Raw genomic sequence first — 25,198 nt, 5'->3', positions numbered from 1 at the left:
ATGGAGATCCGTCCCGCCGAAATCTCGGAGATCCTGAAGAAGCAGATCGCTTCCTTCGACACCGAGGCCAACGTCGCCGAGACCGGGCAGGTTCTCAGCGTCGGTGACGGCATTGCCCGCATCTTCGGGCTGCAGAATGTGATGGCCGGCGAACTGGTCGAGTTCCCCTCGGCCGGCCAGCGCGGCATGGCGCTGAACCTCGAAACCGACAATGTCGGCGTGGTGATCTTCGGCGACGACCGGGCGATCCGCGAGGGTGACACCGTCAGCCGCACCGGCCGCATCGTCGACGTCCCGATTGGCAAGGGGCTGCTCGGCCGCGTGGTCGACGCGCTCGGCAACCCGATCGACGGCAAGGGGCCGATCGAGGCCACAGAGCGCCGCCTCGTCGAGGTGAAGGCGCCGGGCATCATCCCGCGCAAATCCGTGCACGAGCCGATGCAGACCGGCATCAAGGCGATCGACAGCCTGATTCCGATCGGCCGTGGCCAGCGCGAGCTGATCATCGGCGACCGCCAGACCGGCAAGACCGCGGTGATCCTCGACACGATCATCAACCAGAAGCAGATCAACGCCGGCGACGACGAGAGCAAGAAGCTCTATTGCATCTACGTCGCGGTCGGCCAGAAGCGGTCCACCGTGGCGCAGCTTGTGCGCACGCTGGAAGAAAACGGCGCGCTGGAATACTCGATCATCGTTGCCGCCACCGCCTCTGACCCGGCGCCGATGCAGTTCCTGGCCCCGTACACCGGTTGCGCCATGGGCGAGTATTTCCGCGACAACGGCATGCACGCGGTGATCTTCTACGACGACCTGTCCAAGCAGGCCGTCTCCTACCGCCAGATGTCGTTGCTGCTGCGCCGCCCGCCGGGACGCGAGGCCTATCCGGGCGACGTGTTCTACCTGCATTCGCGCCTGCTCGAGCGCGCCGCCAAGATGAACGACGATTACGGCGCGGGCAGCCTGACCGCCCTGCCGGTGATCGAGACCCAGGCGGGCGACGTCTCGGCCTATATTCCCACCAACGTGATCTCGATCACGGACGGGCAGATCTTCCTGGAGACCGAGCTGTTCTTCAAGGGCATCCGCCCCGCGGTGAACGTCGGCATCTCGGTCTCGCGCGTCGGTTCGGCGGCGCAGATCAAGGCGATGAAGCAGGTGGCCGGGCGCATCAAGCTCGAACTGGCCCAGTATCGCGAGATGGCGGCCTTCGCGCAGTTCGCCTCCGACCTCGACGCCTCGACGCAGAAGCTGCTCGCCCGTGGCGCCCGGCTGACCGAGCTGCTGAAGCAGCCGCAGTTCCATCCGGTCCCGGTCGAGGAGCAGGTGGTGGCGATCTTCGCCGGCACGCGCGGCTATCTCGACAGCATCCCGGTCGGCAAAATTGGCGCCTTCGAGCGGCAGTTGCTGTCCGAGCTGAAGGCGCGTGAGCCCGGCATCCTGGAGGCGATCCGCACCGCGCGCGAGATCAAGCCCGAGACCGAGAAGAAGCTCTCCGCCTTCCTCGACAGCTTCGTCAAGTCGTTCGCCTGATCGCGCCGGCAGGGAACCAGCACCCATGCCCAGCCTGAAGGATCTGCGCGGCCGCATCACCAGCGTGAAGTCGACGCAGAAGATCACGTCGGCCATGAAGATGGTCGCGGCCTCCAAGCTGCGCCGCGCCCAGACCCAGGCCGAGGCGGCGCGGCCTTACGCCCAGCGGATGGAGCGCATGCTCGCATCCCTCGCCGCCAACGTGGCGGGCAGCCCGACTGCGCCGAAGCTGCTCGCCGGCACCGGCCGCGACCAGGTCCACCTGCTGATCGCCGTCACCGGCGATCGCGGCCTGGCCGGCGCGTTCAACGCGAATGTCGGCCGCCTGACCCGCAATCTCGCGCGCAAGCTCGAGGCCGAGGGCAAGACGGTCAAGATCTTCGCGGTGGGCCGCAAGGGCCGTGACTATCTGCGCCGCGAGTTCCCGAACGCCGTCATCGGCGACGTGAACTATGTCGGCCGCAAGACCATCGAGTTCGCCGATGCCGCCGCCATCGCCCAGCGCGTGGTGGCGATGCTGGACGCGGGCGAGTTCGATGTCTGCACCCTGGTCTACAACCGCTTCCAGTCGGTGATGACGCAGATCCCGACCGAGGTGCGGCTGATCCCGGCGCCCTTGCCGGAGCAGGTGGTGCAGGCCGGTCCCGGTGCGCGCGCGCAATATGAATTTGAGCCGGACGAGGAGGCCATCCTCGCCAGCCTGTTGCCGCAGAACCTCGCGATCCAGATCTACCGCGCCCAGCTGGAGAGCGCCGCTGGCTTCTTCGGCGCGCAGATGACGGCGATGGACAGCGCCACCCGCAATGCCGGTGACATGATCAAGCGCCTGACCCTGAACTACAACCGGGCCCGCCAGGCCAACATCACCAAGGAACTGATCGAGATCATCTCCGGCGCCGAAGCCGTCTGACGATCGCGAGCAAGACACAGGAGTCGACCCCATGGCCAGCAACAATGTCGGGCGCGTGACGCAGGTGATGGGCGCCGTCGTGGACGTCCAGTTCGACGGCGAGCTCCCGTTCATCCTGAACTCCCTCGAGACCAAGATCGGCGATCGCCGCCTGGTGCTCGAGGTCGCCCAGGAGCTTGGCGAGAAGACCGTGCGCACCATCGCCATGGACAGCACCGACGGCATGGTGCGTGGCCAGGAAGTGGTGGACACCGGCAAGCCGATCGCCATGCCGGTCGGCCCCGGCACGCTCGGCCGCATCCTGAACGTCATCGGTGAGCCGATCGACCAGCGCGGCCCGGTGACGGCGACCAAGACCTACCCGATCCACCGCGAGGCTCCCTCCTTCGAGGAACAGGCCGCCGCGGCCGAGATCCTGGTCACCGGCATCAAGGTGGTGGACCTGCTCGCCCCGTACCTGAAGGGCGGCAAGGTCGGCCTGTTCGGCGGCGCCGGCGTGGGCAAGACCGTGCTCATCCAGGAGCTGATCAACAACATCGCCAAGGCGCATGGTGGCGTGTCGGTGTTCGCGGGCGTCGGTGAGCGCACCCGCGAGGGCAACGACCTCTACCACGAGATGATCGACGCCGGCGTCATCAAGCTGAACGACGGCAACACCGACGGCTCCAAGGTGGCGCTGGTCTATGGCCAGATGAACGAGCCGCCGGGCGCGCGTGCCCGCGTGGCGCTGTCCGGCCTGTCGGTCGCGGAGTACTTCCGCGACGAGGAAGGCCAGGACGTGCTGTTCTTCGTGGACAACATCTTCCGCTTCACCCAGGCGGGCGCCGAGGTGTCGGCGCTGCTCGGCCGCATCCCCTCCGCGGTGGGCTACCAGCCGACGCTGGCCACTGACATGGGCGCGCTGCAGGAGCGCATCACCTCGACCAAGAAGGGCTCGATCACTTCGGTGCAGGCGATCTACGTGCCGGCCGACGACCTGACCGACCCGGCGCCGGCGACCTCCTTCGCCCACCTCGACGCCACCACCGTGCTGTCGCGCCAGATCGCCGAGCTCGGCATCTATCCGGCGGTGGACCCGCTCGACTCGACCTCGCGCTCGCTCGACCCGCGCATCGTCGGCGAGGAACACTACACGGTGGCCCGCGAAGTGCAGCGCATCCTGCAGACCTACAAGTCGCTGCAGGACATCATCGCCATCCTGGGCATGGACGAGCTGTCGGAAGAGGACAAGCTGGTGGTGGCGCGCGCGCGCAAGATCCAGCGCTTCCTCTCGCAGCCCTTCCACGTCGCCGAGGTGTTCACCGGCTTCCCCGGCGTGTTCGTGCCGATCGCCGACACCGTGCGCAGCTTCAAGGCGATCGTGGCCGGCGAGTACGACCACCTGCCGGAAGCGGCGTTCTACATGGTCGGCACCATCGAGGAAGCGGTGAAGAAGGCCGAATCCATGAAGGCGACGGCCTGATCCGGGCCTCGGCAAGGAGCGGACCATGCCTGTCGACCTGGAGATCGTGAGCCCGGAGAAGCTGCTGCTCTCCCGGCCCGTGGACATGGTGGTGATCCCGGCCGCCGAAGGCGAGCTCGGCGTGCTGCCGAACCACGCGCCCATGATCGTGCTGCTGCGCGGCGGCACGATCCGCCTTTACGAAGGGGCGAAGGTCACCGACCGGTTGTTCGTGGCCGGTGGCTTCGCCGAGATCACGCCCGAGCGCGTGACCGTGCTGGCCACCGAGGCGACCCCGGTGACCGAGCTATCCCGCAGCGAGGCCGAGCGGCGTCTTGCCGCCGCCCAGGCCGAGTATGACGGGGCGAACAAGCTGGACGTGCCGGCGCTGGATGCCGCCATGGCCCGCATCCAGTCCGCCAGCGCCATGCTGCAGGCCGCGCAGGCGGCCTGAGCCGGAACGAAACCGACGGAGTGACGGCGCCGGGGGCTGCCCCCGGCGCCGTTTTTCGTTCACGAACATCATCTTCCGGGCTTGAGCTGGGCCTTGGAACGACTCACATGCCATGGCAACGGGTGCCTCGCGTCACCCGTTAAGGCCGGGGCGCGGCAGGCGCCCGGGGCTGGCATGGAGGCGGACGACCGCAATGAAACACTGGCGCATCGAGGATGTGCCCTGGGATCGGTTCGATCGCAGCCTGGTGGATCCCGGGATCGTGCCGCTGGTCAAGGCGGCCGCGATGGTGGAGCGCAACGGCACTGATTACGGGATCTATCTGAACAACGTCTTTCCCGATGATCCAGATTTCCGGGCCGCCGTCGCCACCTGGAGCCTCGAGGAAGTGCAGCACGGCGACGCGCTCGGGCGCTGGGCGATGCTGGCCGATCCCGGCTGGGACTACCAGGCAGCCTTCGCGCGGTTCCGCGCCGGCTATCGCATTCCGCTCGACGCCGATGGCTCGGTGCGGGGCTCGCGCACCGGCGAACTGATCGCACGCTGCATGGTGGAGACCGGGACCTCCAGCTACTACACCGCGCTGGCCGAGGCGGCGGCCGAGCCGGTGCTGCGGGAGGTCTGCCGGCTGATCGCCGCCGACGAGTACCGCCATTTCAAGTTGTTCTATGACCACATGCGGCGCTGGCTCACGCGGGAGCGCATCTCCCTGCCGCACCGGCTGCGCATCGCCGCCGGCCGGATCGGCGAGAGCGAGGACGATGAACTCGCCTATGCCTATCATTGTGCTAACGAGCCGGCGGACCTGCCCTATGACCGGAACCGCTCCGTCGCCGCCTACATGAGCGGCGCCATGACGTTCTACCGTTTCCACCATGTCGAGCGGGGCGTGGGGATGGTCCTCAAGGCGGTCGGGCTGCCGCCGCGCGGGCGCTTGTCGGGCGCCTCCGCCCGGGTGGCCTGGGCCCTGGTCCGGCATCGCCGTCGCCAATTGGTCGCGCGTGCGGCGCAACGCCGCAAACAATCATCGGCCGCATGACGTCATTGGCGGGCATTGTCCGCTTGCTTTAACCAGATGATCCGGCATTCGTGGATAGGACGAACGATTCGAACATGGCACAACGTTTCCTTGTGACCGGCGGCGCGGGCTTCGTCGGCAGCCATCTGGTCGCGGCGCTGCTGGACCGCGGGGCGGAATGCGTGGTGCTGGACAGCCTGGTGCTCGGACATCGCGCGGCGGTGTTGCCGGGCGCGCGGTTGATCGAAGGCGATCTTAGTGATGCGGCGGTGCTGGACGCGGTGCTCGCGGACGGTCCGTGGGATGGCGTGTTTCATTTCGCCGCGCGTTCGCTGGTGGGCGAGAGCATGCGCGATCCGATGCGCTATTTCATCGAGAACGCCGGCAACGGGGCCCGGCTGATCGACGCCTGCATCCGCCATGGTGTCCAGCGCTTCGTGCTGTCCTCCACCGCGGCGCTGTTCGGCCGGCCCGCGGACGGTCCGCTCGACGAATCGACGCCGGTCGAGCCGGCCTCGGCCTATGGCGAGAGCAAGTGGATGATCGAGCGCATGCTGGCCTGGGCCGGGCAGGTGCATGGCCTGCGCAGCGCCTGTCTGCGCTACTTCAACGCCGCCGGCGCCGATCCGGCGGGGCGGCTCGGCGAGGACCACCGGCCCGAGACGCATCTGATCCCGCTGGTGATCGATGCCGCGCTGGGGCGGCGCGACACGCTCGACGTCTTCGGCAACGATTTCGACACCCCGGACGGAACCTGCATCCGCGATTACGTGCATGTCGCCGACCTGGCGGAGGCCCATCTGCGGGCGCTGGCCCGGCTGGACCAGGGCAGCGTGTCCTACAATCTCGGCACCGGCCATGGGCACAGTGTCATGGAGGTGATCCGCGCGGTGGAGCGGGTGGGCGGCCGTCCGGTGCCGTTCCGCGTGGTCGGCCGACGTGCCGGTGATCCGCCGGTGCTGGTGGCTTCCTCCGCCCGCATCGCCACGGAGACCGGCTGGCAGCCACGCTTCACCAAACTCGATGACATCGTCGCGACCGCGCTGCGCTGGCGGGAGCTTCACCCGAACGGGTACGCCGGATAGGACCGTGCCGGCCGCCGTTATGCCCGCCGGGGGACTCGAACCCCCACGCCAGAAGGCTGCGGATTTTAAGTCCGCTGCGTCTACCATTCCGCCAGGCGGGCGACGGTGGCGTCCTTTTTATTCGGTTGCCAGGCGTTTGGCGATGTCCAGTGCGCGGCGCACCAGCGTTTCGCTGGCTTCCGGGGTGCGGAAGGCGCTGTGCGCCGACAGCGTCACGTTCGGCAGCGTCGCCAGCGCGTGCCCGTGCGGCAGCGGCTCCTGCTCGAACACATCGAGCGCGGCATGGCGCAACTGCCCGGAGCGCAGCGCCGCCAGCATCGCCGCCTCGTCCACCAGCGCCCCGCGTGCGGTGTTGACCAGGATCGCCCCCGGCCGCATGCGGGCGATCCGCTCCGCCGAGAGCATGCCGCGGGTCGCCTCGGTCAGCAGCAAATGCAGGCTGAGCACGTGGCTTTCGCCCAGCAGCGTGTCGAGATCGACGAAGCGTACCCCCGGCGCGGTCTTCGGCGAGCGGTTCCAGGCCAGCACCCGCATGCCCATGCCGCCGGCGAGGCGGGCGACCTCGGCGGCGATGCCGCCGAAGCCGAGCAGGCCGATGGTCTTGCCGGTCAGTTGCACGCCTTCCGTGCGCGGCCAGTCATGGACGCGGATGGCGCGGTCCATCGCCGCGAGGTCGCGCGCGGCCGCCCACATCAGGGCGATCGCGTGCTCGGCCACCGCGGTGTCGCCATAGCCGCGGATGGTGTGGACGGTGACGCCGAGGGCGGCCAGTTCCGCCGGGTTCATGTAACTGGACGCACCGGTGCCCAGGAAGACGATGTGGCGCAGGTCGGTGCAGCCGCGCACGGCGTCGGTCGGCATGAAGCTGCGGTCCACCAGCACTACCTGGTAGCCCGCCAGCAGGCGCGGCAGATCGGACGGCGCGACATGCGGGGTGACCTGCACGTCGACCGGCGGGTCGTCGGGCCGCACCACGCGGCGGAACACGGCTTCCAGTTCCTCGGTGGCGTCGACGAACAGCCCGCGCATGCTTTCCCCCAAACCGGCGCACGCATCCTGCGCGGGCAACCCCGGCGCTGGCAACCCGAACGCGGTTGACGCCCCGCCCGCTGCCGGTCACATGCTACCGTCATGAATCGATGTGCCGTTCTCGCCGCCGGTCTCGTGGCGGCGCTCGTCGTCGCCACCCCGGCCGGGGCCCAGAAGCCGCCGCCGCTGGGGGCGCCGGACGTGCCATCCGGCAAGCCACCGCCGCTCGGCGCGCCGGAAGCCGGCCGTCCGCCGCTGCGCGAGCCGCCGCCCACCGCCGGGGAACGGCCCGCCGCCAGCGGCAGCGGCTTCCTGGTGGCGGACGGTCGGGTACTGACCAATGCGCATGTGGTGGCGGGCTGTCGGCGCATGACCGCGCGCAATATCCGCGGCGAACGCGTCCCCGCGCGCATCGATGCCCAGGACGAGCAGCGCGATCTCGCTTTGCTGACGGTCTCGCCCGGCTTCGGGCCGGCGCTCGCCTTCCGCAACACCCCGCCGGTGCTGCGCGGGGAGATGGTGGTGACCTACGGCTTCCCCTTGTCCGGCCTGTTGTCCTCCGGTCCGACGCTGACCAGCGGCGACATCAGTGCCCTGTCGGGGCTGCGTGACAACCCGATCCATTTCCAGATCAGCGCACCGGTGCAGCCGGGCAATTCCGGCGGACCGTTGCTCGACGCCCAGGGGCACGTGGTCGGGGTGGTGGTTTCCAAGCTGAACGCCGCGCGCATCGCCAAGATGACTGGCGGCGACATCCCGCAGAACGTCAACTTCGCCATCAAGGGCACCGAGGCGCAGGCATTCCTGCAGGGCCATGGCGTGCAGCCGATCCTCGAGGCCAGCACCGGCCCGGACCGCCGCGCGGCGGAAGTGGGTGAAATCGCCCATCCCGCCACCGTGTTCCTGCAGTGCTTCCGCTGATCCGGCTACGCCGTCCGCCGCAGCGCCATTCCGGCGCCGCACAACATCAACCCCATTCCCACGGCCTGCAGGGCGTCGATCTTCTCCCCCAGCAGCACCACGCCCAGCACCACCGCGATCACCGGTGAGATAAAGGCATAGGTGCCGGCACGGCTGGCTCCCCAGTCGCGCACGAGCAGGAAGTAGATGACGCTCGCCCCGAGTGAGCCCGGCAGCACCAGCCATAGCCAGCCGAGCCAGGCGGCCCACCCCCAGGCGAAGCCGGCGGCTTCCCAGGCGCCCGGCTCGAAGGGCAGTGACAGCACCAGCAGCGCCAGCCCGCCCAGCAGGTTGGTCAGTCCGGCAAGCTGCACCGGCGGCAGCGCGCGCATGACCGGGCGCGCCAGCACCGAGCCGACGCAATAGAGCAAGGTGCTGAAGGCGACGGCCACGGCCCCCAGCACTTCCGCCGTGTCCAGCCTGCCGGTGATCGCGCCCGGCCCGAACAGCAGCAGGATGCCGAGAATGCCGGTGGCGATGGCGGCGGCCTGATGCCAGCCCGGCCGTTCCTGCCGCAGCGCCACCGCGAAGCCCAGCAATCCGAGTGGGGTGAGCGCCGCGCTGATCACGGAGGCCAGTCCGCTGCTCATCTCGCGCACGCCATAGAGCTGGATGGTGGAAGTGAGGCTGATCATCAGGAAGGCGAGCAGCAGCACGCGCGGCAGCAGTCGCGGTGTCAGCAGGACCGGCTCGCCATGAAAATGACGCCAGGCCAGCAGCACCACCCCTGCCACCGTCCAGCGCACGCCCGAGAAGAAGGCCGGCGGCACCACCGAGATGCCCAGCTTCATGGCAAGCCAGGTCGTGCCCCAGACGAAGCAGAGAATCGCGAACAGCAGGCGCTGCCGCGCCAGCGGCGAAAGCGCAGGGAATGAGGCCACGGCGGTGCGAAAGATGCGTTTCCGGCGCGATCATAGGCAGCGGAGAGGGACGCTGTCGCCAGACGCGGGGACAGGGCTGCCCAGCTCGCCGATTGCGCGGGGCGTTGCCCCGCCCCCACCAGGGCTTCGCCCTGGACCGACCAAGGGCTTCGCCCTTGGAACCCACTCTGTGCCGCGCAGCGCGAATGGAATCCAAGGGCCTTGTGGCCCTTGGCAGGTCCAGGGCAGAGCCCTGGCCTTTACTTTCTTCCTGCGCGAGCTGACGCCACGAAGGCGCGGATGCGCTCGGGGTCCTTGACCCCCTTGGCCCGTTCCACGCCCGACGACACATCGACGGCCGGTGCGCCGGTGTTGCGAATGGCCTCCGCCACGTTCTCCGGCGTCAGGCCGCCGGCCAGCATCCAGGGCAGGGGCGCCTGCCAGCCGGCGAGGATGCTCCAGTCGAAGGTGGTCGCGTTGCCGCCCGGCCGGGACGCGTCCTGTGGCGGCTTTGCTTCAATGACGAATCCATCCACGCCATCAGCGCTGCGCGGCAGGTCGGACGGGGCGGCGACGCCGACGGCGCGCCACACCGGGCAGCCAAACCTTGCGCGGATCGCGGTGGCCCGCTCGGCGTCGGCATAGATCTGCAGGACGTCCAGGCGCAGGGCGGCGAGGGTGGTGGCGATGTCGTCGTCGGTGGGTTTGACGAACAATCCCACCCGGGCCGGCACGCCAGCGGCAAGCGCGGCCGCCTGCGTCGGCGTCACCGCGCGGGGCGAGGCGGGGAAGAACACGAAGCCCAGCCAGTCGGCACCGGCGGCAAGAGCCGCGTCACGGCCGGCGACATCGTTGATGCCGCAGATCTTCACGCGCACGGGTGGGGTCAAGGGACCGACGCGATCTCGGCGGCGATTTCGGCGGCGGCGGCGGCGGGATCCGGGGCAGAGGTGATCGGGCGGCCGACCACCAGCCAGTCGGCGCCGGCCTCGGCAGCCTGGCGGGGCGTCATGGTGCGGACCTGGTCGCCACTCGGGAAGCCGGCGGGGCGGATGCCCGGCACCACCAGGATGGCGGTGCGGTCCAGCGCCGCGCGCAGGGCGGCGACTTCATGCGCGCTGCACACCAGCCCGTCGGCACCGGCCTCCATGGCCAGCTTGGCCAGGCGCAGCGCCTGCTGGCGCGGGCCACCGGAAATGCCGGTCGCGGCCAGGGTCTCGGCATCGAGGCTGGTCAGCACGGTCACGGCCAGCAGGATCGGGCGGTCGGGCCCGGCCTGCTCGGCAGCGCGGCGCGCGGCCGTCACCATGGCGGGGCCGCCAGCGGCGTGCAGGGTCAGCATCCGGGGGCGCAACGGCAACACCGCCCGCACCGCGCCGGCGACGGTGTGGGGGATGTCGTGCACCTTGAGATCAAGGAAAACCGGGCGTGCCGCCACCGCGCGCACACCCGGTGCTCCGTTCGCAAGATAGAATTCCAACCCGAGCTTCACCAGGCCACAATGGGGTGCGACCTGACCTGCCCAGGCCCCGGCCTGCGCGACGTCAGTCGTGTCGAGCGCCGCGATCAGGCCGGCCATATCAGCGCGCGGCCACCGCGGTGGTGGGGGCCTTGGCCTTCTTCAGCTCGGCCACCTGGGTCCGGAGCTGCTGCGCGGTACGTTCGGCCCGACGGGCGCGGCCACGGGCGAACACGGCCGGCAGCCAGGTCGAGAAGGCACCGAGCAGGAACGCGCCGCCCATGCCGACGAGAATGGCGAAGGAAAGAGGCGCGGTCAGCGTGTAGTCAGTCGGCCAGAACTTCAGGGTGGCCGGTCCCGGGTTCGACAGAGCGAACACGATCAGTATCAGAAGGAACGGGAAGGCGATCAGGATGCGAAGCATGGCTTGACCCACCAAAAATAAACACAAGGGAAACTAACCCAAATTTCATCAGGCTGCCACCCCTTGGTCAGTGCGTCCCTTTGCATCAGACGCAGCGCGTCCCTCGCGCTTTCCGCGGTTTACCCGCTCGCGCAACTCCTTGCCAGCCTTGAAAAACGGCACCGCCTTTTCATCGACAGGTACTGCCTCGCCGGTGCGGGGGTTGCGGCCGGTGCGCGCTTCCCGCCGCTTCACCGTGAAGGCCCCGAAGCCACGCAGCTCAACCCGCTCACCGCGCGACAGCGCCGCCGTGATTTCGTTGAAAATGGTGGCGACGATCAGCTCGACGTCCTGCCCCCGCAGATGCGGGTTGGCGGCCGACAGCTCGGCGATCAGCTCCGACTTGGTCATGGACTCCGCCCCGCCTTTCGGCCTCAATTCTTCACAGGCGCGAAGGCTGCCAGAGTGCACGCACTTCGTCAAGCATAAGCCCTTGAGAGAGCACGCTTTTCAGAGTGTCGCCCAGAACGGTTGAAAGTCCGTCCGCAAGCGCCCGCTCGGCCAGGCCGCCGACCCGCACGTCGCGCACCGGCAGAGTCTCGGGAATGCCCTTCGCCTCGGCCAGCCAACTGCGTGCTTCCGGCTCGCCGCCGATCGCGTCCACCAGCCCGAGCGCCAGGGCCTGCCGTCCGGTATAGGCGCGGCCGTCGGCGACGTCCCGCACCTTTTCGGGGGCCATGTGGCGGCGCGTGGCGACCATGGCAACGAACTGTTCGTACATATCCATCACCAAGCCCTTCAACACATCGCGCCCGGCCGGGGAGAGCGGCCGGACGAAGGCCGGTTCGCCCTTGAGCGGACCCGAGGTGATGACATCGGCGGTGATGCCAACGCGCGAGAGCAGGCCGGAGATCTCGCCGGTTTCGAGCAGCACGCCGATCGAGCCGGTCAGCGTCGCCTCGCGCGCGAAGATCCGGGCGGCCGGCAGCGAGACCATGTAGCCCGCCGAGGCCGCGGTGCCGCCCATGACGGCGACCACCGGCTTCTGTTCGGCCACCCGGCCGATCGCGCCATACAGGCTTTCCCCGCCGGCGACGCTGCCGCCGGGGCTGTCGACGAACACGATCAGGCCGCGGACGGAGTCGTCCTTCGCCAGGGCCGACACCGCCTCGGTCAGCTTGCGGTTTTCGGTGATCAGGCCGGTCACTGAAAGCCGGGCGAGATGGGGGCCGCCGACGCGATCGAGCCGCGGCCCAAGCAGCAGCAGGGCGCAGCCGAAGGCGGCCAGCACTGCCAGGGTCCGCCAAAAGAACAGGCGGCGCTTGAGGCGCCGCCTGTCGATCAGCAGGTCAGATTCGAATGACATGCAGATCTGGCCGGATCAGTTCTCCGACTGGGCCTGCATGTTGCGCCGACGGATCGCCGCACCCAGGATGTCGCCCAGCGAAGCGCCCGAATCCGAGCTGCCGTACTCGGCCATCGCCTGCTTGTCCTCGTCCTGCTCCTTGCCCTTGATGGTGAGCTGGAGCTTGCGGCCGGCGCGATCGACCGACACCACCTTGGCGTCGACCTTCTCGCCGATCGCGAAGCGGTCGGGCCGCTGCTCGGACTTGTCGCGGGCCAGCTCGGCGCGCCGGATGAAGCCGGTCAGCACCTCGTCGACCTTCACCTCGATGCCGTTCGACTGCACCGCGGTGACCACGCAGGTCACGATGGTACCCTTGTGGACGCGGTCCAGAACGGTCGCGGCCGGGTCATCGGCGAGCTGCTTGATGCCGAGGGAGATGCGCTCCTTCTCGACATCGACGTCCAGCACCTTCGCCTTGACGATCTGGCCCTTCTCGAACTTCGCCATGGCCGCCTCGCCCGCCTCGTCCCAGGACAGGTCGGACATGTGGACCATGCCGTCGATGTCGGCGGTGAGGCCGACGAACAGGCCGAACTCGGTGATGTTGCGGATCTCGCCTTCGACCACCGACCCGATCGGGTGTTCGTCGACGAACTGCTCCCACGGGTTGCGCTGCACCTGCTTCAGGCCCAGCGAGATGCGGCGCTTGCCCGAATCCACGTCGAGCACCATCACCTCGACCTCCTGGGAGGTGGCGACGATCTTGCCCGGATGGACGTTCTTCTTGGTCCAGCTCATTTCGGAGACGTGGACCAGGCCCTCGACGCCCGGCTCCAGCTCCACGAAGGCGCCGTAGTCGGTGATGTTGGTCACGCGGCCGGTGTACTTGGCCCCCGGCGGGTACTTCGCGGCCACACCCTCCCACGGATCGGCCTCGAGCTGCTTCATGCCGAGGCTGATGCGCTGGGTCTCCGGGTTGAACCGGATCACCTGCACCTTCACCTGCTGGCCGATCTGCAGCGCTTCGGACGGGTGGTTGATGCGGCGCCAGGCGATGTCGGTGACGTGCAGCAGGCCGTCCACGCCGCCCAGGTCGACGAAGGCGCCGTAGTCGGTGATGTTCTTCACCACGCCATCGAGGATCTGGCCTTCACGCAGGCCCTGGATCAGCTCACTGCGCTGCTCGGCGCGGGTCTCTTCCAGCACGGCGCGGCGGGAAACCACGATGTTGCCGCGGGCGCGGTCCATCTTCAGGATCTGGAAGGGCTGCGGCGTGCCCATCAGCGGGCCGACGTCGCGCACCGGGCGGATGTCGACCTGGCTGCCCGGCAGGAACGCGACCGCGCCGCCGAGATCGACGGTGAAGCCACCCTTGACGCGACCATAGATGGTGCCGTTGACGCGCTGGCCGCCCTCGAACGCCTTCTCGAGATTGGTCCACGCCTCCTCGCGCCGCGCCTTCTCGCGCGAGAGCACGATGGAGCCGTCGCGGTCTTCGTAGCGTTCGACGTACAGCTCGATGACGTCACCGGGCTTCACGTCGGGCTTGGTGCCGGGAGGTCCGAACTCCTTCAGCGCCACGCGGCCCTCGCTCTTGAGACCAACGTCGACGATGGCGAACTCGTCGGTGAGGCGGACGACCCGGCCGGTGACGACGGACCCGTCAAAGCCGCTGTCGCGGCCGAGTGTCTCGTCGAGCAGGGCGGCAAAGTCTTCGACGTCGGGCTCTTGGGTGGAGCGGGAGGCGGTGGCGACGGCGCTGGATGCCATGAGGTTGGATATATCCTTGCTGGGCGACACGGGCCGCCCTGGGTGAGTGCGCCCCTCCCGGCCAGCCCCGAAACAAGACCGGGACCTGGGAAAGCACGACTTGCCCGCCCCGGTCTTGTTTCGGGGACGGGCCGGGTTGCTGATGAAGCCGGGAGAAGACAGGTCACCCGGCAGCGCGACAGGTTCGCCGCACGTAAGGCTGACAGATAATCCGCGTCCATCCGGAGTCAAGCGAAACCGGGATGACGAGGACGCCACCCGGCGCATGCCGACCCGGCCGTGGACGCTGCCTCAGTTTCCGGGGGCGAGAAGGGGGCGCAGCAGTTGCAACGCTGCCGCGAAGGCCCCGTCCGGGTCGAGGTCGGTGGTGTCCAGCAGCATCGCGTCCGCGGCCGGCTTCATCGGCGCGGTGGCACGGGCGGCATCGGCGGCATCGCGGGCGCGCACCTCCGCGGTCACCACGGCCAGTTCCGCCGCCACCCCGCGCTGCTGCAGTTCCAGCCAGCGGCGCCGGCCCCGGGCTTCGGGGCTCGCGGTGACGAACAGCTTGGCGGTGGCGTCGGGGAACACCACGGTGCCGATGTCGCGACCGTCCAGCACCGCGCCGCGGGCACGGCCGAAGCCACGCTGGAATTCCAGCAGGGCAGCCCGCACGCTGGGGATCGTCGCCACCGCGCTCGCCGCGGCATCGGCCGGCGGGCCGCGCAGGTCGTCGCGCGTCAGGTCGCCGGGCACCAGCGCCCGCGCGGCGGCGGCGGCGATGGCGGGGTCGTTCGGGTCGGCGCCGGCATCCAGCACCCGGCGCCCGACCGCGCGATACAGCAGGCCGGTGTCGAGGTAAGGCAGGCCAAGATGCGTCGCGAGGCGACGGGCCAGCGTGCCCTTGCCGGCGGCGGCGGGGCCGTCGATGGCGATGATCAGGGGCCGGACCGGACCTTCAGCCTCCGCCCCCCTGTTCGGGGCCGCTTGGTTCCCGTTCATACTGCGTTCCCCTCAGGCGCGGCGATCGGCGCCGGGCCGGCGATGAGGCCGTTCATCAGGTCGACGAAGCCCGGGAAGCTGGTGTCGATGAAGGCGGAATCGTCCACCGCGACCGGTGCCTCGGCGGCCAGGCCGAATACTAATGCACTCATTGCCAGGCGATGGTCCATATGGGTCGCCACGGTGGCGCCCCCGGCGGGGGGGCGGCCGCCATGGACGATCAGGTCGTCGCCCAGGATCTCCACCCGCACGCCGTTGGCGGTGAGCAGGGCGGCGGTCGCGGACAGGCGATCGCTTTCCTTCACCCGCAGTTCCTGCAGCCCGCGCATATGGGTGAGGCCCTCGGCGAAGGCGGCGGCGACGGCCAGCACCGGGAATTCGTCGATCATGCTCGGGGCGCGCTCGGGCGGCACCTCGACGCCGCGCAGCGGGGCGTGGTTGGCGACGATGTCGCCGACCGGCTCGCCGCCTTCCACCCGCTCGTTCTCCACCCGCAGGTCCGCGCCCATCTCGCGCAGCGTCGTGAACAGGCCGCAGCGCAGCGGATTGAGCCCCACCCCGGTGATGCGCACCGAGGAGCCCGGCACCAGCAGCGCCGCCACCAGCGGGAAGGCGGCCGAGGAAGGGTCGCCCGGCACCGCCACGTCGGCGGCATGCAGCTCCGGCTGGCCGACCAGGGCGATCACCCGGCCGGCGCCGCGCGTCTCCACGACGATTTCGGCGCCGAAATGGCGCAGCATGTTCTCGCTGTGGTCGCGGGTGGCCTCGGGTTCCTCGATCCGGGTGATGCCGGGCGCGTTCAGCCCGGCCAGCAGCAGCGCCGACTTCACCTGCGCCGAGGGCACCGGCACGCGGTACTCGATCGGCAGCGGATCGGCCGCGCCCTCGATCGCCAGCGGCAGCCGTCCGCCGCTGCGCCCGGTGAAGCGGGCGCCGCAGGCGGCCAGCGGCTCGGTGACGCGCCGCATCGGCCGGCGGCGCAGGCTGGCATCGCCGGTCATGACCGAGAAGAACGGGTGACTGGCCAGGATGCCGGCCAGCAGCCGCGCCGCGGTGCCGGAGTTGCCCATGTCCAGCACGTCCGCCGGCTCGGCAAGGCCGCCGACGCCACGCCCGGCGACCCGCCAGGCGCCGGGCCCGTCCTGGGTCACCTCGGCGCCGAGCATGCGCATGGCGGCGGCGGTGCGCAGCACGTCCTCGCCTTCCAGCAGGCCGCTGATGCGGGTCTCGCCCACCGCGAGCGCGCCGAACATAAGGGCGCGATGGCTGATCGATTTGTCGCCGGGAACGCGGAGGGTGCCGGCGAGCGGGGCGGCGGGGCGGCGCGCAACGAGCGGGCGGAGAGCGACATTGTGCATGGCCGGCGCGCTTAGCATGGAGAGAGTGCGTTTGACAGGCGCGCGCGACGGTGGCATGGGGCGCGCCCTCCGGCGAAGAGAGGCAAGGCGTACCTCATATGGCGAAGCCCGAACTCGGCAACAAGCGCGTCTGCGTGGCCTGCAGCGCCCGCTTCTATGACCTCAACAGGCAGCCGGCGGTCTGTCCGAAATGCGCCACCGAGCAGCCGGCCGAACAGCCCCGTCTGCGCCGCACCGGCGGCAACGTGGCGCTGGAAGAAAAGCGCCGTCCCAAGGTCCTCCCCGTTCCCGGCCTCGAGGACGCCGATGTCGACACGGTCGAGGGGGTCGAGGAAGAGGTCGAGGAGGATGTGCTGGAAGACACCTCCGACCTCGAAGGCGGCGACGAAAGCGTGGTCGACGTCGAAATCGAGCCCGAGGGCGGCGAAGAAGAGCGCTGAGCCGCTCTTTCTTTTCCGATCCTGTCCCTGGCTGCCGCCAGACGGCGGCAGCCAATCGCGCCTATAGCCGCCGCGAAGCCCGCAGCCACAGCACCAGCGCCGCATCCCATGGCAGCGCGGGCAGTTCCCGCAATCGCCAGTACCAGCGTGTGCGAAAGCGGGTGGCGGCCGGCCAGGGCGGCGGCGGGCAGCCATGCGCCGGCAGCCCTGCCAGCCGCAGCAGCAGCACGCAGCGGGGCAGGTGGTAGGCGCTGGTCGCCGCGAAGACCGGGCCGGCATGGCCATGGTCCCGCAGCAGCCGCCGTACCGCGCGCACCGAGGAGAGCGTGTCCGTCCCGGTGCGCTCGGCCAGGATCCGTGCCGGCTCCACCCCTGCGTCCCGCAGCAGCCCGGCCATCACGTCGGCTTCAGCCGGCGGGTGCCGGCCCAGCCCCCCGGTCGGCACGTACAGCGCCCGCGGATGGGCGCGGCCGAATGCCACCGCCGCCGCCACGCGGCGCAGCAGCGCCCGACTCGGCCGCCCGCCGGGACGCACCGCCGCGCCGAAGATCACGATTGCCGGTTGCATTGGGGACTCGGTGTCCTCAGGCCGGTGGGGCGAGCAGGATCCGGTTCAGCCCGACCAGCTTGGTCCAGACCTCCCGCCAGGCCCGCATGAACGCCGCCTGGTCGGTGCCGCGCCCGGCCAGTGCCGCGGCGATGTCGCCGACGCTGCGCCGGCCGTCGATCAGGCGCAGGATCGCGCCGGTGAGCGGCGGCAGCGCCACCGGGACCCGCAGCCCGTCGAACAGGAAGGACAGCGTGCCGTCCGGCCGCAGCGCGCGCGCGAGTTCCTCGGCCGGCATCTCGCGCGCCACCGGCACGGCGGCGGGATCCATCGCATCGGCGGGGGCCACCTGCTCGGCGGCCCGGACGCAATAGGCCACGTGGGTGCTCATGTTGCCGGTCAGCGATTCCGCGAGCGCCGCCCGCGCGACCGGGTCGAGCTCGCCGATCAGGCCGCGCAGCCGGGGATCGGGCAGATAGGTGGCCGGGTCGTAGCGCATCGGCTCCATCAACGCGGTCACCGCCAGTCCGGCGCCGGTCAGCAGGGCATGCAGGGCCGGGACGTCGAAGGCGCGGTCGCGCGGATTGAGCAGCAGGTCATAGAGCCCGGCATCGCCGCCGGTGATGTGGTCGGCAAAGGAACGGTTGAAGCGCAGCCAGTTGCTTTCCGGCAAATGCCGCATCACCCGCTTCGCGACATCCAGCCGTGCCGCCGGCGTCTGGTCGGGCGGCGCCAGCAACCGCAGCGCGTCCTGCACCATGTAGACGCCGGTGCGCCCGTGCGGCGCATAGACCATCAGCCCGAGTCCGCCCCCCGGCGCCAGCACGGACAGCAGCGCCGCCAGGCCCTCGGCCGGGTCCGGCAGGTGATGCAGCACGCCGCAGCAATCGATGTAGTCGAACGGCCCGAGCCCCGATCCCGGCAGGTCGAGCAGCGAGCGCTGCTCCCAGACGATGTTGTCCAGCCGGCGCGCCGCCGCCCGCTCCTGCGCGACGCGCAGCGCGGCGGTGGAGCGGTCGAGATAGGTGACCGTTCCCGGCTGGCCGAGCCGCGCCATCTGCGTGGCCAGCATGATGGTCGCATCTCCGGTGCCGCCACCGGCGACCAGCGCGCGCAGCGGGCGGGACCGTGGGCGGCGGGCGCCGAACACCCACCAGTCGACCTCGCGCAAATGGCTCGGACTGCCCACGATCAGCCGCTTCGCTTCCTCCCGCGGGTCGCGCTGCGGGTAGGGGTAGGCCTCGTACTGGGCGGCCAGCCGGTCATCGGTTGCATCGGTCATGGCCGGCGGCATAGAGCACCCGCATGCATCCCGCCAGAACCCGTGGCTATTTCGGCATCGGCGCCGAGGGCGTGTCGAAATCCGCCAATGTCGGCGCCCTGTTGCGCACCGCCCATGCCTTCGGCGCCGCCTTCTGCTTCACCATCGGCGCCGGCTTCGACGCGCGCGCCGGGCGGCAGGCCGATACCGCCGACACCCCGGCGCACGTGCCGCTGTGGCGCTTCGCCAGCCCCGACGACATCGTGCTGCCCGCCCGCTGCGAGCTGGTGGGCATCGAACTGACCGAGGACGCCGTCGACCTGCCGAGCTTCCGCCATCCGCTCAGCGCCGCCTATGTGCTCGGGCCGGAGCGGTCGAGTCTGTCGCCGGCCCTGCTGGCGCGCTGCCGCCATGTCGTGCGCATCCCGACCCGGTTTTCGCTGAACCTGGCGGTGGCGGGGGCACTGGTGCTGTACGACCGGCTGCTGCAGCACGGCCGCTTCGCCGAACGCCCGGTCATGGCCGGCGGCGCCGAGGCTCCTCCACCGCCGCGGCGCGGCCATGGCGATCCGGTGTTCCGCCAGCACATCCCGGACTGGAAGGCGACGCATGACACTGCGCCGCCTGCGGGAAAAACGCTGCACGAGCGCACAGGAAAGGAGACATGAGCGCGCGGCGCTTGTTCCTGTGCACGGCGAACCGTATCTGTTGATCCTATGCGCGCACTCCAGATCCTGGCGGCGGTCCCGGTCGTGGCCGCCCCGCTGCTTCTCTTCCCGCTCGTCGTCGCCCCGGGCGCTGCCGCCGAGAAGCCGGCAGCCAAGCCGACGGCCGCTCCCGCCGCCGCCAAACCGGGCGGGCCGAAAGCAATCGGCAAGTTCGATGACTGGACGGCGGCCACCACCGCCGAAGGCGGGCAGACCATCTGCTACGCCTTCGTGCGCGCCGAACGCTCCAGCCCGGCCGTGCCCGGCCGCGGCGACGTCATCCTGACGGTGACGCAGCGCGCCGTCGGCCGCGACGCGGTGGCGATCAGCGCCGGCTTCACCTATCCTGCCCGGGCGGCGGTGACCGTCCAGGCGGACCAGACCGCGCTCGATTTCTACACCGCCGGCCGCAGCGCCTTCGCCCGCGAGGGCGGCAAGGCGGTGGCGACCTTCGAAAAGGCCCGCCAGGTCACGGCGCGCTCCCCCGGGCCGAAGAACGCACCCGTGGTCGATACGTTCAGCCTGAAGGGTTTCGGCAAAGCCTACGACGCCATCAGCAAGGCCTGTCCACCCAAGTGAACATCCCCAGCCCCGGCCTGCCCAGCCCCGCCCAACATAGTCCCGACCTCACCGAGGCGGATCGCGAGCGCATCCTCGCCAAGACCGCCCGCTTCGCCCCGCCGCCCGCCCTGACCGCGGACGGGCGGCGCGACCTGGTCGGGCTGTCGCGCGCCGAACTGCGCGCCGAGCTGGAAGCCATCGGCGAGGCGCCGTTCCGCGCCAAGCAGGTCTGGCACTGGATCTACTACCAGGGCGTCACCGATTTCGCCCGCATGTCCTCGATCGCGCGGCCGACCCAGGCGAAGCTGGCCGAGCACTTCGTCATCGGCCGCCCCGAGGCCGCCACGGTGCTGACCAGCACCGATGAGACCCGCAAATGGCTGTTCCGCTTCCGTGACGGACAGGAAGCGGAAACCGTCTACATCCCCGACCGGCAGGAGGATCGCGGCGCCGTCTGCATTTCCTCGCAGGTCGGCTGCACCCTGTCCTGCCGGTTCTGCCACACCGGCACCCAGCCGCTGGTGCGCAATCTCGGCCCGGCCGAGATCGTCGGCCAGTTCATGGCCGCCCGCGACGCCTACGGCGAATGGCCCAGCCCCAAGGGCGAGACCCCGCGCCTGCTGTCCACCATCGTCATGATGGGCATGGGCGAGCCGCTGTACAACTACGAAAACGTTGCGCAGGCGCTGACCATCGTCATGGACAACGAGGGCATCGCGCTGTCGCGCCGGCGCATCACCCTCTCCACCTCCGGCGTGGTGCCGATGATGGATCGCTGCGGCGCGGAGCTGGGCGTCAGCCTCGCCGTCTCGCTGCACGCCGTGCGCGACGAGCTGCGCGACGAGATCGTGCCGCTGAACCGCAAATACCCGATCCGCGAGGTGATCGCCGCCTGCCGCCGCTACCCCGCGGCCAGCAACGCCCGGCGCATCACCTTCGAATACGTCATGTTGAAGGGCATCAACGACAGCGAGGCCGATGCCCGCGAACTGATCCGCCTGATCGCCGGCATCCCCGCCAAGGTGAACCTGATCCCGTTCAACCCCTGGCCCGGCAGCCCCTACGAGACCAGCACGCCGCGGGCGATCGAACGCTTCGCCCGCATCGTCAACGACGCCGGCTTCTCCTCGCCGGTGCGCACCCCCCGCGGCCGCGACATCCTCGCCGCCTGCGGCCAGTTGCGCACGGAGTCCCGACGGCAGCGGGCGTCCGCGACGGCGTGAGCGGCCCTGTCACGCTGCCGCTGACCCTGCTGGCCGCCGCGGGGTTCCTGTCCTCGGCCGGGGCAAGGGTGATCGATCCGTTGCTGCACGTGATCGCGACCGATTTCGGCACGACGGTGCCGGCGGTCTCGATCGTGGTGGCCGCTTTCACCTTGCCCTATGGCCTGTGCCAGCTGGTGCTGGGGCCGCTCGGCGACCGCTTCGGCAAGCTGCGGCTGATCCTGGTGATGCTGGTCTGCTATGCCCTGGCGACCGCCGCCTGCGCGCTGGCCGGGTCGTTGCCGGCGCTGACGCTGCTGCGGATCGGGGCCGGGGCGGCCAGTGCCGCGCTGATCCCGGTGAGCTTCGCCATCATCGGCGATTCCGTCCCCTACGCGGAGCGCCAGGTGACGCTGAGCCGGTTCCTGACCGGCATGGTGCTGGCACAGCTGCTGGCCGGCCCGCTCGGTGGCGTGTTCGGCGAGTATGTCGGCTGGCGGGGCGTGTTCCTGCTGCTCGGGGCCGGGGCCCTGGTGGTGGCGGCGGCTCTGGGCCGGCGCCTGCGCACCTGGTCGGACCGGCGCCATGCGGGGACGGATCTGACCCTGGCCAACTACCTGATGCTGGCGCGGCGGCCGTATTCCCGCCGGCTGCTGGGGCTGACGTTTTTCGACGGCATGCTGCTGATGGGCTGCTTCCCGTTCCTGGCACCCTACATGCACGAGCGGTTCGGGCTGTCCTATGCCGCGGTCGGGCTGGTGCTGTCCTGCGCCGGGCTCGGGGCGCTTGCCTATACCCGCATGGCAAAATTGCTGGTCTCCCGGCTTGGCGAGGCGAGGATGATGCTGGCCGGGACGTGGCTGATGGCGGCCGCCTTGGGTGCGGCCGTGCTCACGTCGCATTGGAGCGCCCTGGTTCCGGCCGAGATCGGCATGGGAATGGGGGCCATGCTGTTCCACAGCGTGCTGCAGGCGCGCGCCACCGAGATGCTGCCGCAGGCACGCGCCACCGGGGTGGCGGCCTTCGCCTTCATGCTGTTCCTGGGGTGCAGCGTGGGGGCGCTGGCGATCGGCGCCCTGATCGACGCGGTCGGCTACGGGGGAGCCTTCCTGCTGGATGCCGCGGCGATCCTGGCGCTGGGCGGGGTGGCGTGGCTGATGCCGGGGCGCTCAGCCGCCGCCTGAGACCTGGTTGCGCTCCAGCCAGGCGAGGATGCAGTCCAGGGCGCGCGGCCAGTCAGGGTCCATCATCATGGTATGGGACAGGCCGGGCAGCACGTCCGGATTGGTGCCGTACCAGGCGGCGGTCATCCACAGGTCGGACAGGCCGACGAAGCGGTCCTCGCCGCCGCCCATCACCAGCATCGGCGGCGCCATCCAGGCGGGCGGGGCGAAGGGGCGCCAACCCTGCAACTCCAGGCCGATGAAACGGCTCTCGTCATGTGCCCGGGCGGCGAAGGCGGCGAACTCCGCGGCGCTGATCCGGTTGGCGAACAGCCCGTCGCGCAGCACCGCCGGATCGGCGTGGCGCACTCCGGCGACCGACATCACCGCGACCTCGCGCCACAGCCTGGGATGGCGCGTCAGCATGGCGAGGTTTGCCGGCCACAGCCCATAGGGCGGCACCGAGGCCATCAGCACGGCGCCGGCGAAGCGGGCGCCGCCGGCGATGGCGGTCTGCACCACCGCGCCCCCGAGCGAATGGCCCACCACCACCACGGGCCGGCCGATTTCCGCGGCGACCGCGCGCACGTCCTCGGCATAATGGGCGAGGCCATAGCCGTGCAGACCGTCGCGGCCGGGGCTGCCGGCATGGCCGCGCAGGCTGAGCGCATGCACGTTGTAGCCGGCGGCGGCGAGGCCGGGCAGGAAGTGCCGCTCCCAGATCCAGGCACCGACGCAGATGCCATGGACGAGCAACAGGTCAACCGGGCGGGGCGTGCCCCGGGCGGGCGCACGCAGGACTTCAAGCTGCATCGGGGGCGGCCGTTCCTTGTCTGTTCGTTGCGCGGGGATGGAAGGGTTTGTTCCATCCGGGGCCGGCTTGCGCAAGCTTGAGCAGGGGTATACCTGCCCGACCCGGTCACAGCAGCCGAAGGATGACGCCCCCATGCGTGTGAAGGACGTGAAGAAAGTCGTGCTTGCCTATTCCGGCGGGCTCGATACCAGCGTGATCCTGAAGTGGTTGCAGACCACCTACAACTGCGAGGTGGTCACCTTCACCGCCGATCTCGGCCAGGGCGAGGAGCTCGAGCCGGCGCGGCGCAAGGCCGAGATGTTCGGCGTGAAGGAGATCTTCATGGACGACCTTCGCGAGACCTTCGTGAAGGATTTCGTCTTCCCGATGTTCCGGGCCAACGCGCTGTACGAGGGCCAGTACCTGCTGGGCACCTCGATCGCCCGCCCGCTGATCGCCCAGCGCCAGATCGAGATCGCCGAGCAGGTCGGCGCCGACGCCGTGGCGCACGGCGCCACCGGCAAGGGCAACGACCAGGTGCGCTTCGAGCTGAGCTATTACGCGCTCAAGCCCGACATCAAGATCATCGCCCCCTGGCGCGAGTGGGAGCTGACCAGCCGCACCAAGCTGCTGGAATTCGCCGAGCACCACCAGATCCCCATCGCCAAGGACAAGCGCGGCGAGGCGCCGTTCAGCGTCGACGCCAACCTGCTGCACTCCTCCTCGGAGGGGAAGATCCTGGAAGACCCGGCGGTCGAGGCCGACGAGATCGTCTACCAGCGCACCATCCGCCCCGAGGACGCGCCCGACAAGGCGACGGTGATCGCGATCGATTTCGAACACGGCGACCCGGTGGCGATCGACGGGGTCAAGCTGTCGCCGGCGGCGCTGCTGACCCGGCTGAACGAACTGGGCAAGGCCAACGGCATCGGCCGGCTGGACCTGGTGGAGAACCGTTTCGTCGGCATGAAGAGCCGCGGCGTCTACGAAACCCCTGGCGGCACCATCCTGCTGGCGGCGCACCGGTCCATCGAGAGCATCACCCTCGACCGCGAGGCGGCGCATCTCAAGGACAGCCTGATGCCGCGCTTCGCCGAGCTGATCTACAACGGCTTCTGGTTCAGTCCGGAGCGGCGCATGCTGCAGGCGCTGATCGACGAGAGCCAGAAATCCGTTTCCGGCCGGGTGCGGATGAAGCTCTACAAGGGCAACGTCACCTGCGTCGGCCGCGAGAGCCCGAACAGCCTCTATTCGATGAAGCACGTCACCTTCGAGGACGACCAGGGCGCCTATGACCAGTTCGACGCCCAGGGCTTCATCAAGCTGAACGCGCTGCGCCTGCGCCTCGGCGCCATCGCCGGCCGCCGCGGCGGGAGCCTGTAGCCGCATGCCGGTGTCGATGTACCAGGCCAGCATCCCGCTGTTCCGCCAGCTGCTGCAGGCGTTGTCGGACGTGCTCGACAAGGGCGCGGCCTTCGCGGCGGCGAAGGGGATCGATCCGCTGGTGCTGACCGGTGCGCGGCTCGCGCCCGACATGTTCCCGCTCAGCCGCCAGGTGCAGATCGCCTGCGACATGGCGCGCATGGCAGGCAGCCGGCTGTCCGGGCAGGTCCCGGAGAACTGGCCGGACGAGGAGCGGAGCTTCGAGGAGCTGAAGGAGCGGATTGCACGGACGCTGGCGTTTCTCGACAGCATCCCCGCCGGGCAGATCGACGGCTCCGAAGACCGCGAGATCACCGTGCCGACCCGTACCGATGCGCTGAAGTTCCGCGGCCAGCGCTATCTGTTCGGCTGGGTGATCCCGAACCTGACGTTCCACTGCACCACCGCCTACGCGATCCTGCGCCACAACGGCGTGGAGATCGGCAAGCGGGACTTCCTCGGGGCGTTCTGACCCCGGTCCGAACGGCCCCCT

General features: G+C 70.0%; 27 protein-coding genes and 1 tRNA gene. 14 read left to right on the top strand and 14 right to left on the bottom strand.

Going from position 1 to position 25,198, the window contains the following annotated elements; all coding sequences use genetic code 11:
- From atpA to galE, 6 genes are all read left to right on the top strand, one after another.
- Positions 1-1,533 (top strand): F0F1 ATP synthase subunit alpha, encoded by a 1,533-nt coding sequence (gene atpA, locus NBY65_RS08780; RefSeq protein ID WP_150042489.1) that lies wholly within the window; start codon positions 1-3, stop codon positions 1,531-1,533.
- A 25-nt stretch (positions 1,534-1,558) separates the two neighbouring features.
- Complete coding sequence (locus tag NBY65_RS08775) at positions 1,559-2,443, top strand: F0F1 ATP synthase subunit gamma (protein WP_150042488.1); 885 nt, start codon at positions 1,559-1,561, stop codon at positions 2,441-2,443.
- Positions 2,444-2,474: 31 nt separating this feature from the next.
- Positions 2,475-3,905: a F0F1 ATP synthase subunit beta gene (atpD, locus tag NBY65_RS08770; RefSeq protein WP_150042487.1), complete on the top strand. Its 1,431-nt coding sequence runs from the start codon at positions 2,475-2,477 to the stop codon at positions 3,903-3,905.
- A 25-nt stretch (positions 3,906-3,930) separates the two neighbouring features.
- A complete protein-coding gene (atpC, locus tag NBY65_RS08765; RefSeq protein ID WP_150042486.1) occupies positions 3,931-4,338 on the top strand; it encodes an ATP synthase F1 subunit epsilon in 408 nt (135 codons plus the stop codon).
- A 193-nt stretch (positions 4,339-4,531) separates the two neighbouring features.
- Positions 4,532-5,377 carry a ferritin-like domain-containing protein gene (locus NBY65_RS08760; RefSeq protein WP_150042485.1) on the top strand — a complete coding sequence of 282 codons (846 nt, stop codon included), beginning with the start codon at positions 4,532-4,534 and terminating at the stop codon, positions 5,375-5,377.
- A gap of 74 nt (positions 5,378-5,451) precedes the next feature.
- A complete protein-coding gene (gene galE, locus NBY65_RS08755; RefSeq protein WP_150042484.1) occupies positions 5,452-6,441 on the top strand; it encodes a UDP-glucose 4-epimerase GalE in 990 nt (329 codons plus the stop codon).
- 20 nt (positions 6,442-6,461) lie between these two features.
- Here the strand turns inward: galE and NBY65_RS08750 are convergent.
- Both NBY65_RS08750 and NBY65_RS08745 read right to left on the bottom strand, forming a co-directional pair.
- Positions 6,462-6,542 (bottom strand) — tRNA-Leu (locus NBY65_RS08750).
- Between the two features lie 16 nt (positions 6,543-6,558).
- Positions 6,559-7,470 (bottom strand): NAD(P)-dependent oxidoreductase, encoded by a 912-nt coding sequence (locus NBY65_RS08745; RefSeq protein WP_150042483.1) that lies wholly within the window; start codon positions 7,468-7,470, stop codon positions 6,559-6,561.
- Positions 7,471-7,572: 102 nt separating this feature from the next.
- Between NBY65_RS08745 and NBY65_RS08740 the strand changes: the two genes are divergently transcribed.
- Positions 7,573-8,391, top strand: coding sequence for a S1C family serine protease (locus NBY65_RS08740; RefSeq protein ID WP_150042482.1), 819 nt, complete (start codon positions 7,573-7,575; stop codon positions 8,389-8,391).
- A gap of 5 nt (positions 8,392-8,396) precedes the next feature.
- On the opposite strand, the gene NBY65_RS08735 is transcribed toward NBY65_RS08740, so the two are convergent.
- The 9 genes from NBY65_RS08735 to aroA form a co-directional block, all read right to left on the bottom strand.
- Positions 8,397-9,311, bottom strand: coding sequence for a DMT family transporter (locus NBY65_RS08735; protein ID WP_150042481.1), 915 nt, complete (start codon positions 9,309-9,311; stop codon positions 8,397-8,399).
- Between the two features lie 239 nt (positions 9,312-9,550).
- Complete coding sequence (locus NBY65_RS08730; protein ID WP_150042480.1) at positions 9,551-10,168, bottom strand: phosphoribosylanthranilate isomerase; 618 nt, start codon at positions 10,166-10,168, stop codon at positions 9,551-9,553.
- 8 nt (positions 10,169-10,176) lie between these two features.
- A complete protein-coding gene (gene pyrF, locus NBY65_RS08725; RefSeq protein WP_150042479.1) occupies positions 10,177-10,869 on the bottom strand; it encodes an orotidine-5'-phosphate decarboxylase in 693 nt (230 codons plus the stop codon).
- A 1-nt stretch (position 10,870) separates the two neighbouring features.
- Positions 10,871-11,173, bottom strand: coding sequence for a lipopolysaccharide assembly protein LapA domain-containing protein (locus tag NBY65_RS08720; RefSeq protein WP_150042478.1), 303 nt, complete (start codon positions 11,171-11,173; stop codon positions 10,871-10,873).
- Positions 11,174-11,221: 48 nt separating this feature from the next.
- On the bottom strand, positions 11,222-11,563 hold the full coding sequence (locus NBY65_RS08715; protein ID WP_150042477.1) for an integration host factor subunit beta: 342 nt from the start codon (positions 11,561-11,563) through the stop codon (positions 11,222-11,224).
- A gap of 31 nt (positions 11,564-11,594) precedes the next feature.
- Entirely contained in the window at positions 11,595-12,518 is a 924-nt protein-coding gene (gene sppA / locus NBY65_RS08710) for a signal peptide peptidase SppA (RefSeq protein WP_150042476.1), read from the bottom strand.
- 15 nt (positions 12,519-12,533) lie between these two features.
- Positions 12,534-14,270, bottom strand: coding sequence for a 30S ribosomal protein S1 (gene rpsA, locus NBY65_RS08705; RefSeq protein WP_150042475.1), 1,737 nt, complete (start codon positions 14,268-14,270; stop codon positions 12,534-12,536).
- Between the two features lie 291 nt (positions 14,271-14,561).
- Entirely contained in the window at positions 14,562-15,251 is a 690-nt protein-coding gene (cmk, locus tag NBY65_RS08700; RefSeq protein ID WP_150042474.1) for a (d)CMP kinase, read from the bottom strand.
- The gene (gene aroA, locus NBY65_RS08695; protein ID WP_150042512.1) at positions 15,248-16,609 is read right to left on the bottom strand and encodes a 3-phosphoshikimate 1-carboxyvinyltransferase; all 1,362 of its coding nucleotides are present in this window, start codon (positions 16,607-16,609) and stop codon (positions 15,248-15,250) included. Before aroA ends, cmk begins: the two co-directional genes overlap by 4 nt.
- 98 nt (positions 16,610-16,707) lie before the next feature.
- Here aroA and NBY65_RS08690 point away from each other — a divergent pair, with 98 nt between their 5' ends.
- Positions 16,708-17,049: a TIGR02300 family protein gene (locus NBY65_RS08690; RefSeq protein ID WP_150042473.1), complete on the top strand. Its 342-nt coding sequence runs from the start codon at positions 16,708-16,710 to the stop codon at positions 17,047-17,049.
- A gap of 61 nt (positions 17,050-17,110) precedes the next feature.
- Here the strand turns inward: NBY65_RS08690 and NBY65_RS08685 are convergent, their stop codons facing one another.
- Together NBY65_RS08685 and NBY65_RS08680 are read right to left on the bottom strand one after the other, a co-directional pair.
- A complete protein-coding gene (locus NBY65_RS08685; RefSeq protein ID WP_150042472.1) occupies positions 17,111-17,617 on the bottom strand; it encodes a YdcF family protein in 507 nt (168 codons plus the stop codon).
- A 16-nt stretch (positions 17,618-17,633) separates the two neighbouring features.
- On the bottom strand, positions 17,634-18,878 hold the full coding sequence (locus NBY65_RS08680) for a class I SAM-dependent methyltransferase (RefSeq protein ID WP_150042471.1): 1,245 nt from the start codon (positions 18,876-18,878) through the stop codon (positions 17,634-17,636).
- 23 nt (positions 18,879-18,901) lie between these two features.
- On the opposite strand from NBY65_RS08680, the gene NBY65_RS08675 reads away from it, so the two are divergent.
- Genes NBY65_RS08675 through NBY65_RS08660 form a run of 4 tightly spaced genes read left to right on the top strand, consistent with a single transcriptional unit; the run spans position 18,902 to position 22,511 of the window.
- Positions 18,902-19,525 (top strand): RNA methyltransferase, encoded by a 624-nt coding sequence (locus NBY65_RS08675; RefSeq protein ID WP_150042470.1) that lies wholly within the window; start codon positions 18,902-18,904, stop codon positions 19,523-19,525.
- A 48-nt stretch (positions 19,526-19,573) separates the two neighbouring features.
- Entirely contained in the window at positions 19,574-20,143 is a 570-nt protein-coding gene (locus NBY65_RS08670; RefSeq protein WP_203330584.1) for an invasion associated locus B family protein, read from the top strand.
- A 2-nt stretch (positions 20,144-20,145) separates the two neighbouring features.
- Positions 20,146-21,348, top strand: coding sequence for a 23S rRNA (adenine(2503)-C(2))-methyltransferase RlmN (gene rlmN / locus NBY65_RS08665; RefSeq protein ID WP_239002903.1), 1,203 nt, complete (start codon positions 20,146-20,148; stop codon positions 21,346-21,348).
- A complete protein-coding gene (locus NBY65_RS08660; RefSeq protein ID WP_162530680.1) occupies positions 21,345-22,511 on the top strand; it encodes an MFS transporter in 1,167 nt (388 codons plus the stop codon). Before rlmN ends, NBY65_RS08660 begins: the two co-directional genes overlap by 4 nt.
- Here NBY65_RS08660 and NBY65_RS08655 read toward each other — a convergent pair.
- Positions 22,497-23,303 carry an alpha/beta hydrolase gene (locus NBY65_RS08655; RefSeq protein WP_162530679.1) on the bottom strand — a complete coding sequence of 269 codons (807 nt, stop codon included), beginning with the start codon at positions 23,301-23,303 and terminating at the stop codon, positions 22,497-22,499. The two genes, NBY65_RS08660 and NBY65_RS08655, sit on opposite strands and share 15 nt — an antisense overlap.
- A 133-nt stretch (positions 23,304-23,436) precedes the next feature.
- Between NBY65_RS08655 and NBY65_RS08650 the strand changes: the two genes are divergently transcribed.
- Complete coding sequence (locus NBY65_RS08650) at positions 23,437-24,666, top strand: argininosuccinate synthase (RefSeq protein ID WP_150042466.1); 1,230 nt, start codon at positions 23,437-23,439, stop codon at positions 24,664-24,666.
- Between the two features lie 4 nt (positions 24,667-24,670).
- A complete protein-coding gene (locus NBY65_RS08645) occupies positions 24,671-25,177 on the top strand; it encodes a DUF1993 domain-containing protein (RefSeq protein ID WP_150042465.1) in 507 nt (168 codons plus the stop codon).
- Positions 25,178-25,198 lie beyond the last annotated feature (21 nt).

The organism is Rhodovastum atsumiense, assembly GCF_937425535.1.
GTDB classification, from domain to species: Bacteria; Pseudomonadota; Alphaproteobacteria; order Acetobacterales; family Acetobacteraceae; genus Rhodovastum; species Rhodovastum atsumiense.
The sequence above is the reverse complement of the archived record's forward strand: the minus strand, read 5'-3'. Positions and strand labels throughout refer to the sequence as shown.

Bases quoted from the DNA above. Each gene is read 5' to 3' on its own strand.
- atpA (WP_150042489.1), top strand. From the start codon at position 1: ATGGAGATCCGTCCCGCCGAAATCTCGGAGATCCTGAAGAAGCAGATC.
- NBY65_RS08775 (WP_150042488.1), top strand. From the start codon at position 1,559: ATGCCCAGCCTGAAGGATCTGCGCGGCCGCATCACCAGCGTGAAGTCG.
- atpD (WP_150042487.1), top strand. From the start codon at position 2,475: ATGGCCAGCAACAATGTCGGGCGCGTGACGCAGGTGATGGGCGCCGTC.
- atpC (WP_150042486.1), top strand. From the start codon at position 3,931: ATGCCTGTCGACCTGGAGATCGTGAGCCCGGAGAAGCTGCTGCTCTCC.
- NBY65_RS08760 (WP_150042485.1), top strand. From the start codon at position 4,532: ATGAAACACTGGCGCATCGAGGATGTGCCCTGGGATCGGTTCGATCGC.
- galE (WP_150042484.1), top strand. From the start codon at position 5,452: ATGGCACAACGTTTCCTTGTGACCGGCGGCGCGGGCTTCGTCGGCAGC.
- NBY65_RS08745 (WP_150042483.1), bottom strand. From the start codon at position 7,470: ATGCGCGGGCTGTTCGTCGACGCCACCGAGGAACTGGAAGCCGTGTTC.
- NBY65_RS08740 (WP_150042482.1), top strand. From the start codon at position 7,573: ATGAATCGATGTGCCGTTCTCGCCGCCGGTCTCGTGGCGGCGCTCGTC.
- pyrF (WP_150042479.1), bottom strand. From the start codon at position 10,869: ATGGCCGGCCTGATCGCGGCGCTCGACACGACTGACGTCGCGCAGGCC.
- NBY65_RS08720 (WP_150042478.1), bottom strand. From the start codon at position 11,173: ATGCTTCGCATCCTGATCGCCTTCCCGTTCCTTCTGATACTGATCGTG.
- NBY65_RS08715 (WP_150042477.1), bottom strand. From the start codon at position 11,563: ATGACCAAGTCGGAGCTGATCGCCGAGCTGTCGGCCGCCAACCCGCAT.
- sppA (WP_150042476.1), bottom strand. From the start codon at position 12,518: ATGTCATTCGAATCTGACCTGCTGATCGACAGGCGGCGCCTCAAGCGC.
- rpsA (WP_150042475.1), bottom strand. From the start codon at position 14,270: ATGGCATCCAGCGCCGTCGCCACCGCCTCCCGCTCCACCCAAGAGCCC.
- cmk (WP_150042474.1), bottom strand. From the start codon at position 15,251: ATGAACGGGAACCAAGCGGCCCCGAACAGGGGGGCGGAGGCTGAAGGT.
- aroA (WP_150042512.1), bottom strand. From the start codon at position 16,609: ATGCACAATGTCGCTCTCCGCCCGCTCGTTGCGCGCCGCCCCGCCGCC.
- NBY65_RS08690 (WP_150042473.1), top strand. From the start codon at position 16,708: ATGGCGAAGCCCGAACTCGGCAACAAGCGCGTCTGCGTGGCCTGCAGC.
- NBY65_RS08685 (WP_150042472.1), bottom strand. From the start codon at position 17,617: ATGCAACCGGCAATCGTGATCTTCGGCGCGGCGGTGCGTCCCGGCGGG.
- NBY65_RS08680 (WP_150042471.1), bottom strand. From the start codon at position 18,878: ATGACCGATGCAACCGATGACCGGCTGGCCGCCCAGTACGAGGCCTAC.
- NBY65_RS08675 (WP_150042470.1), top strand. From the start codon at position 18,902: ATGCATCCCGCCAGAACCCGTGGCTATTTCGGCATCGGCGCCGAGGGC.
- NBY65_RS08670 (WP_203330584.1), top strand. From the start codon at position 19,574: ATGCGCGCACTCCAGATCCTGGCGGCGGTCCCGGTCGTGGCCGCCCCG.
- NBY65_RS08655 (WP_162530679.1), bottom strand. From the start codon at position 23,303: ATGCAGCTTGAAGTCCTGCGTGCGCCCGCCCGGGGCACGCCCCGCCCG.
- NBY65_RS08650 (WP_150042466.1), top strand. From the start codon at position 23,437: ATGCGTGTGAAGGACGTGAAGAAAGTCGTGCTTGCCTATTCCGGCGGG.
- NBY65_RS08645 (WP_150042465.1), top strand. From the start codon at position 24,671: ATGCCGGTGTCGATGTACCAGGCCAGCATCCCGCTGTTCCGCCAGCTG.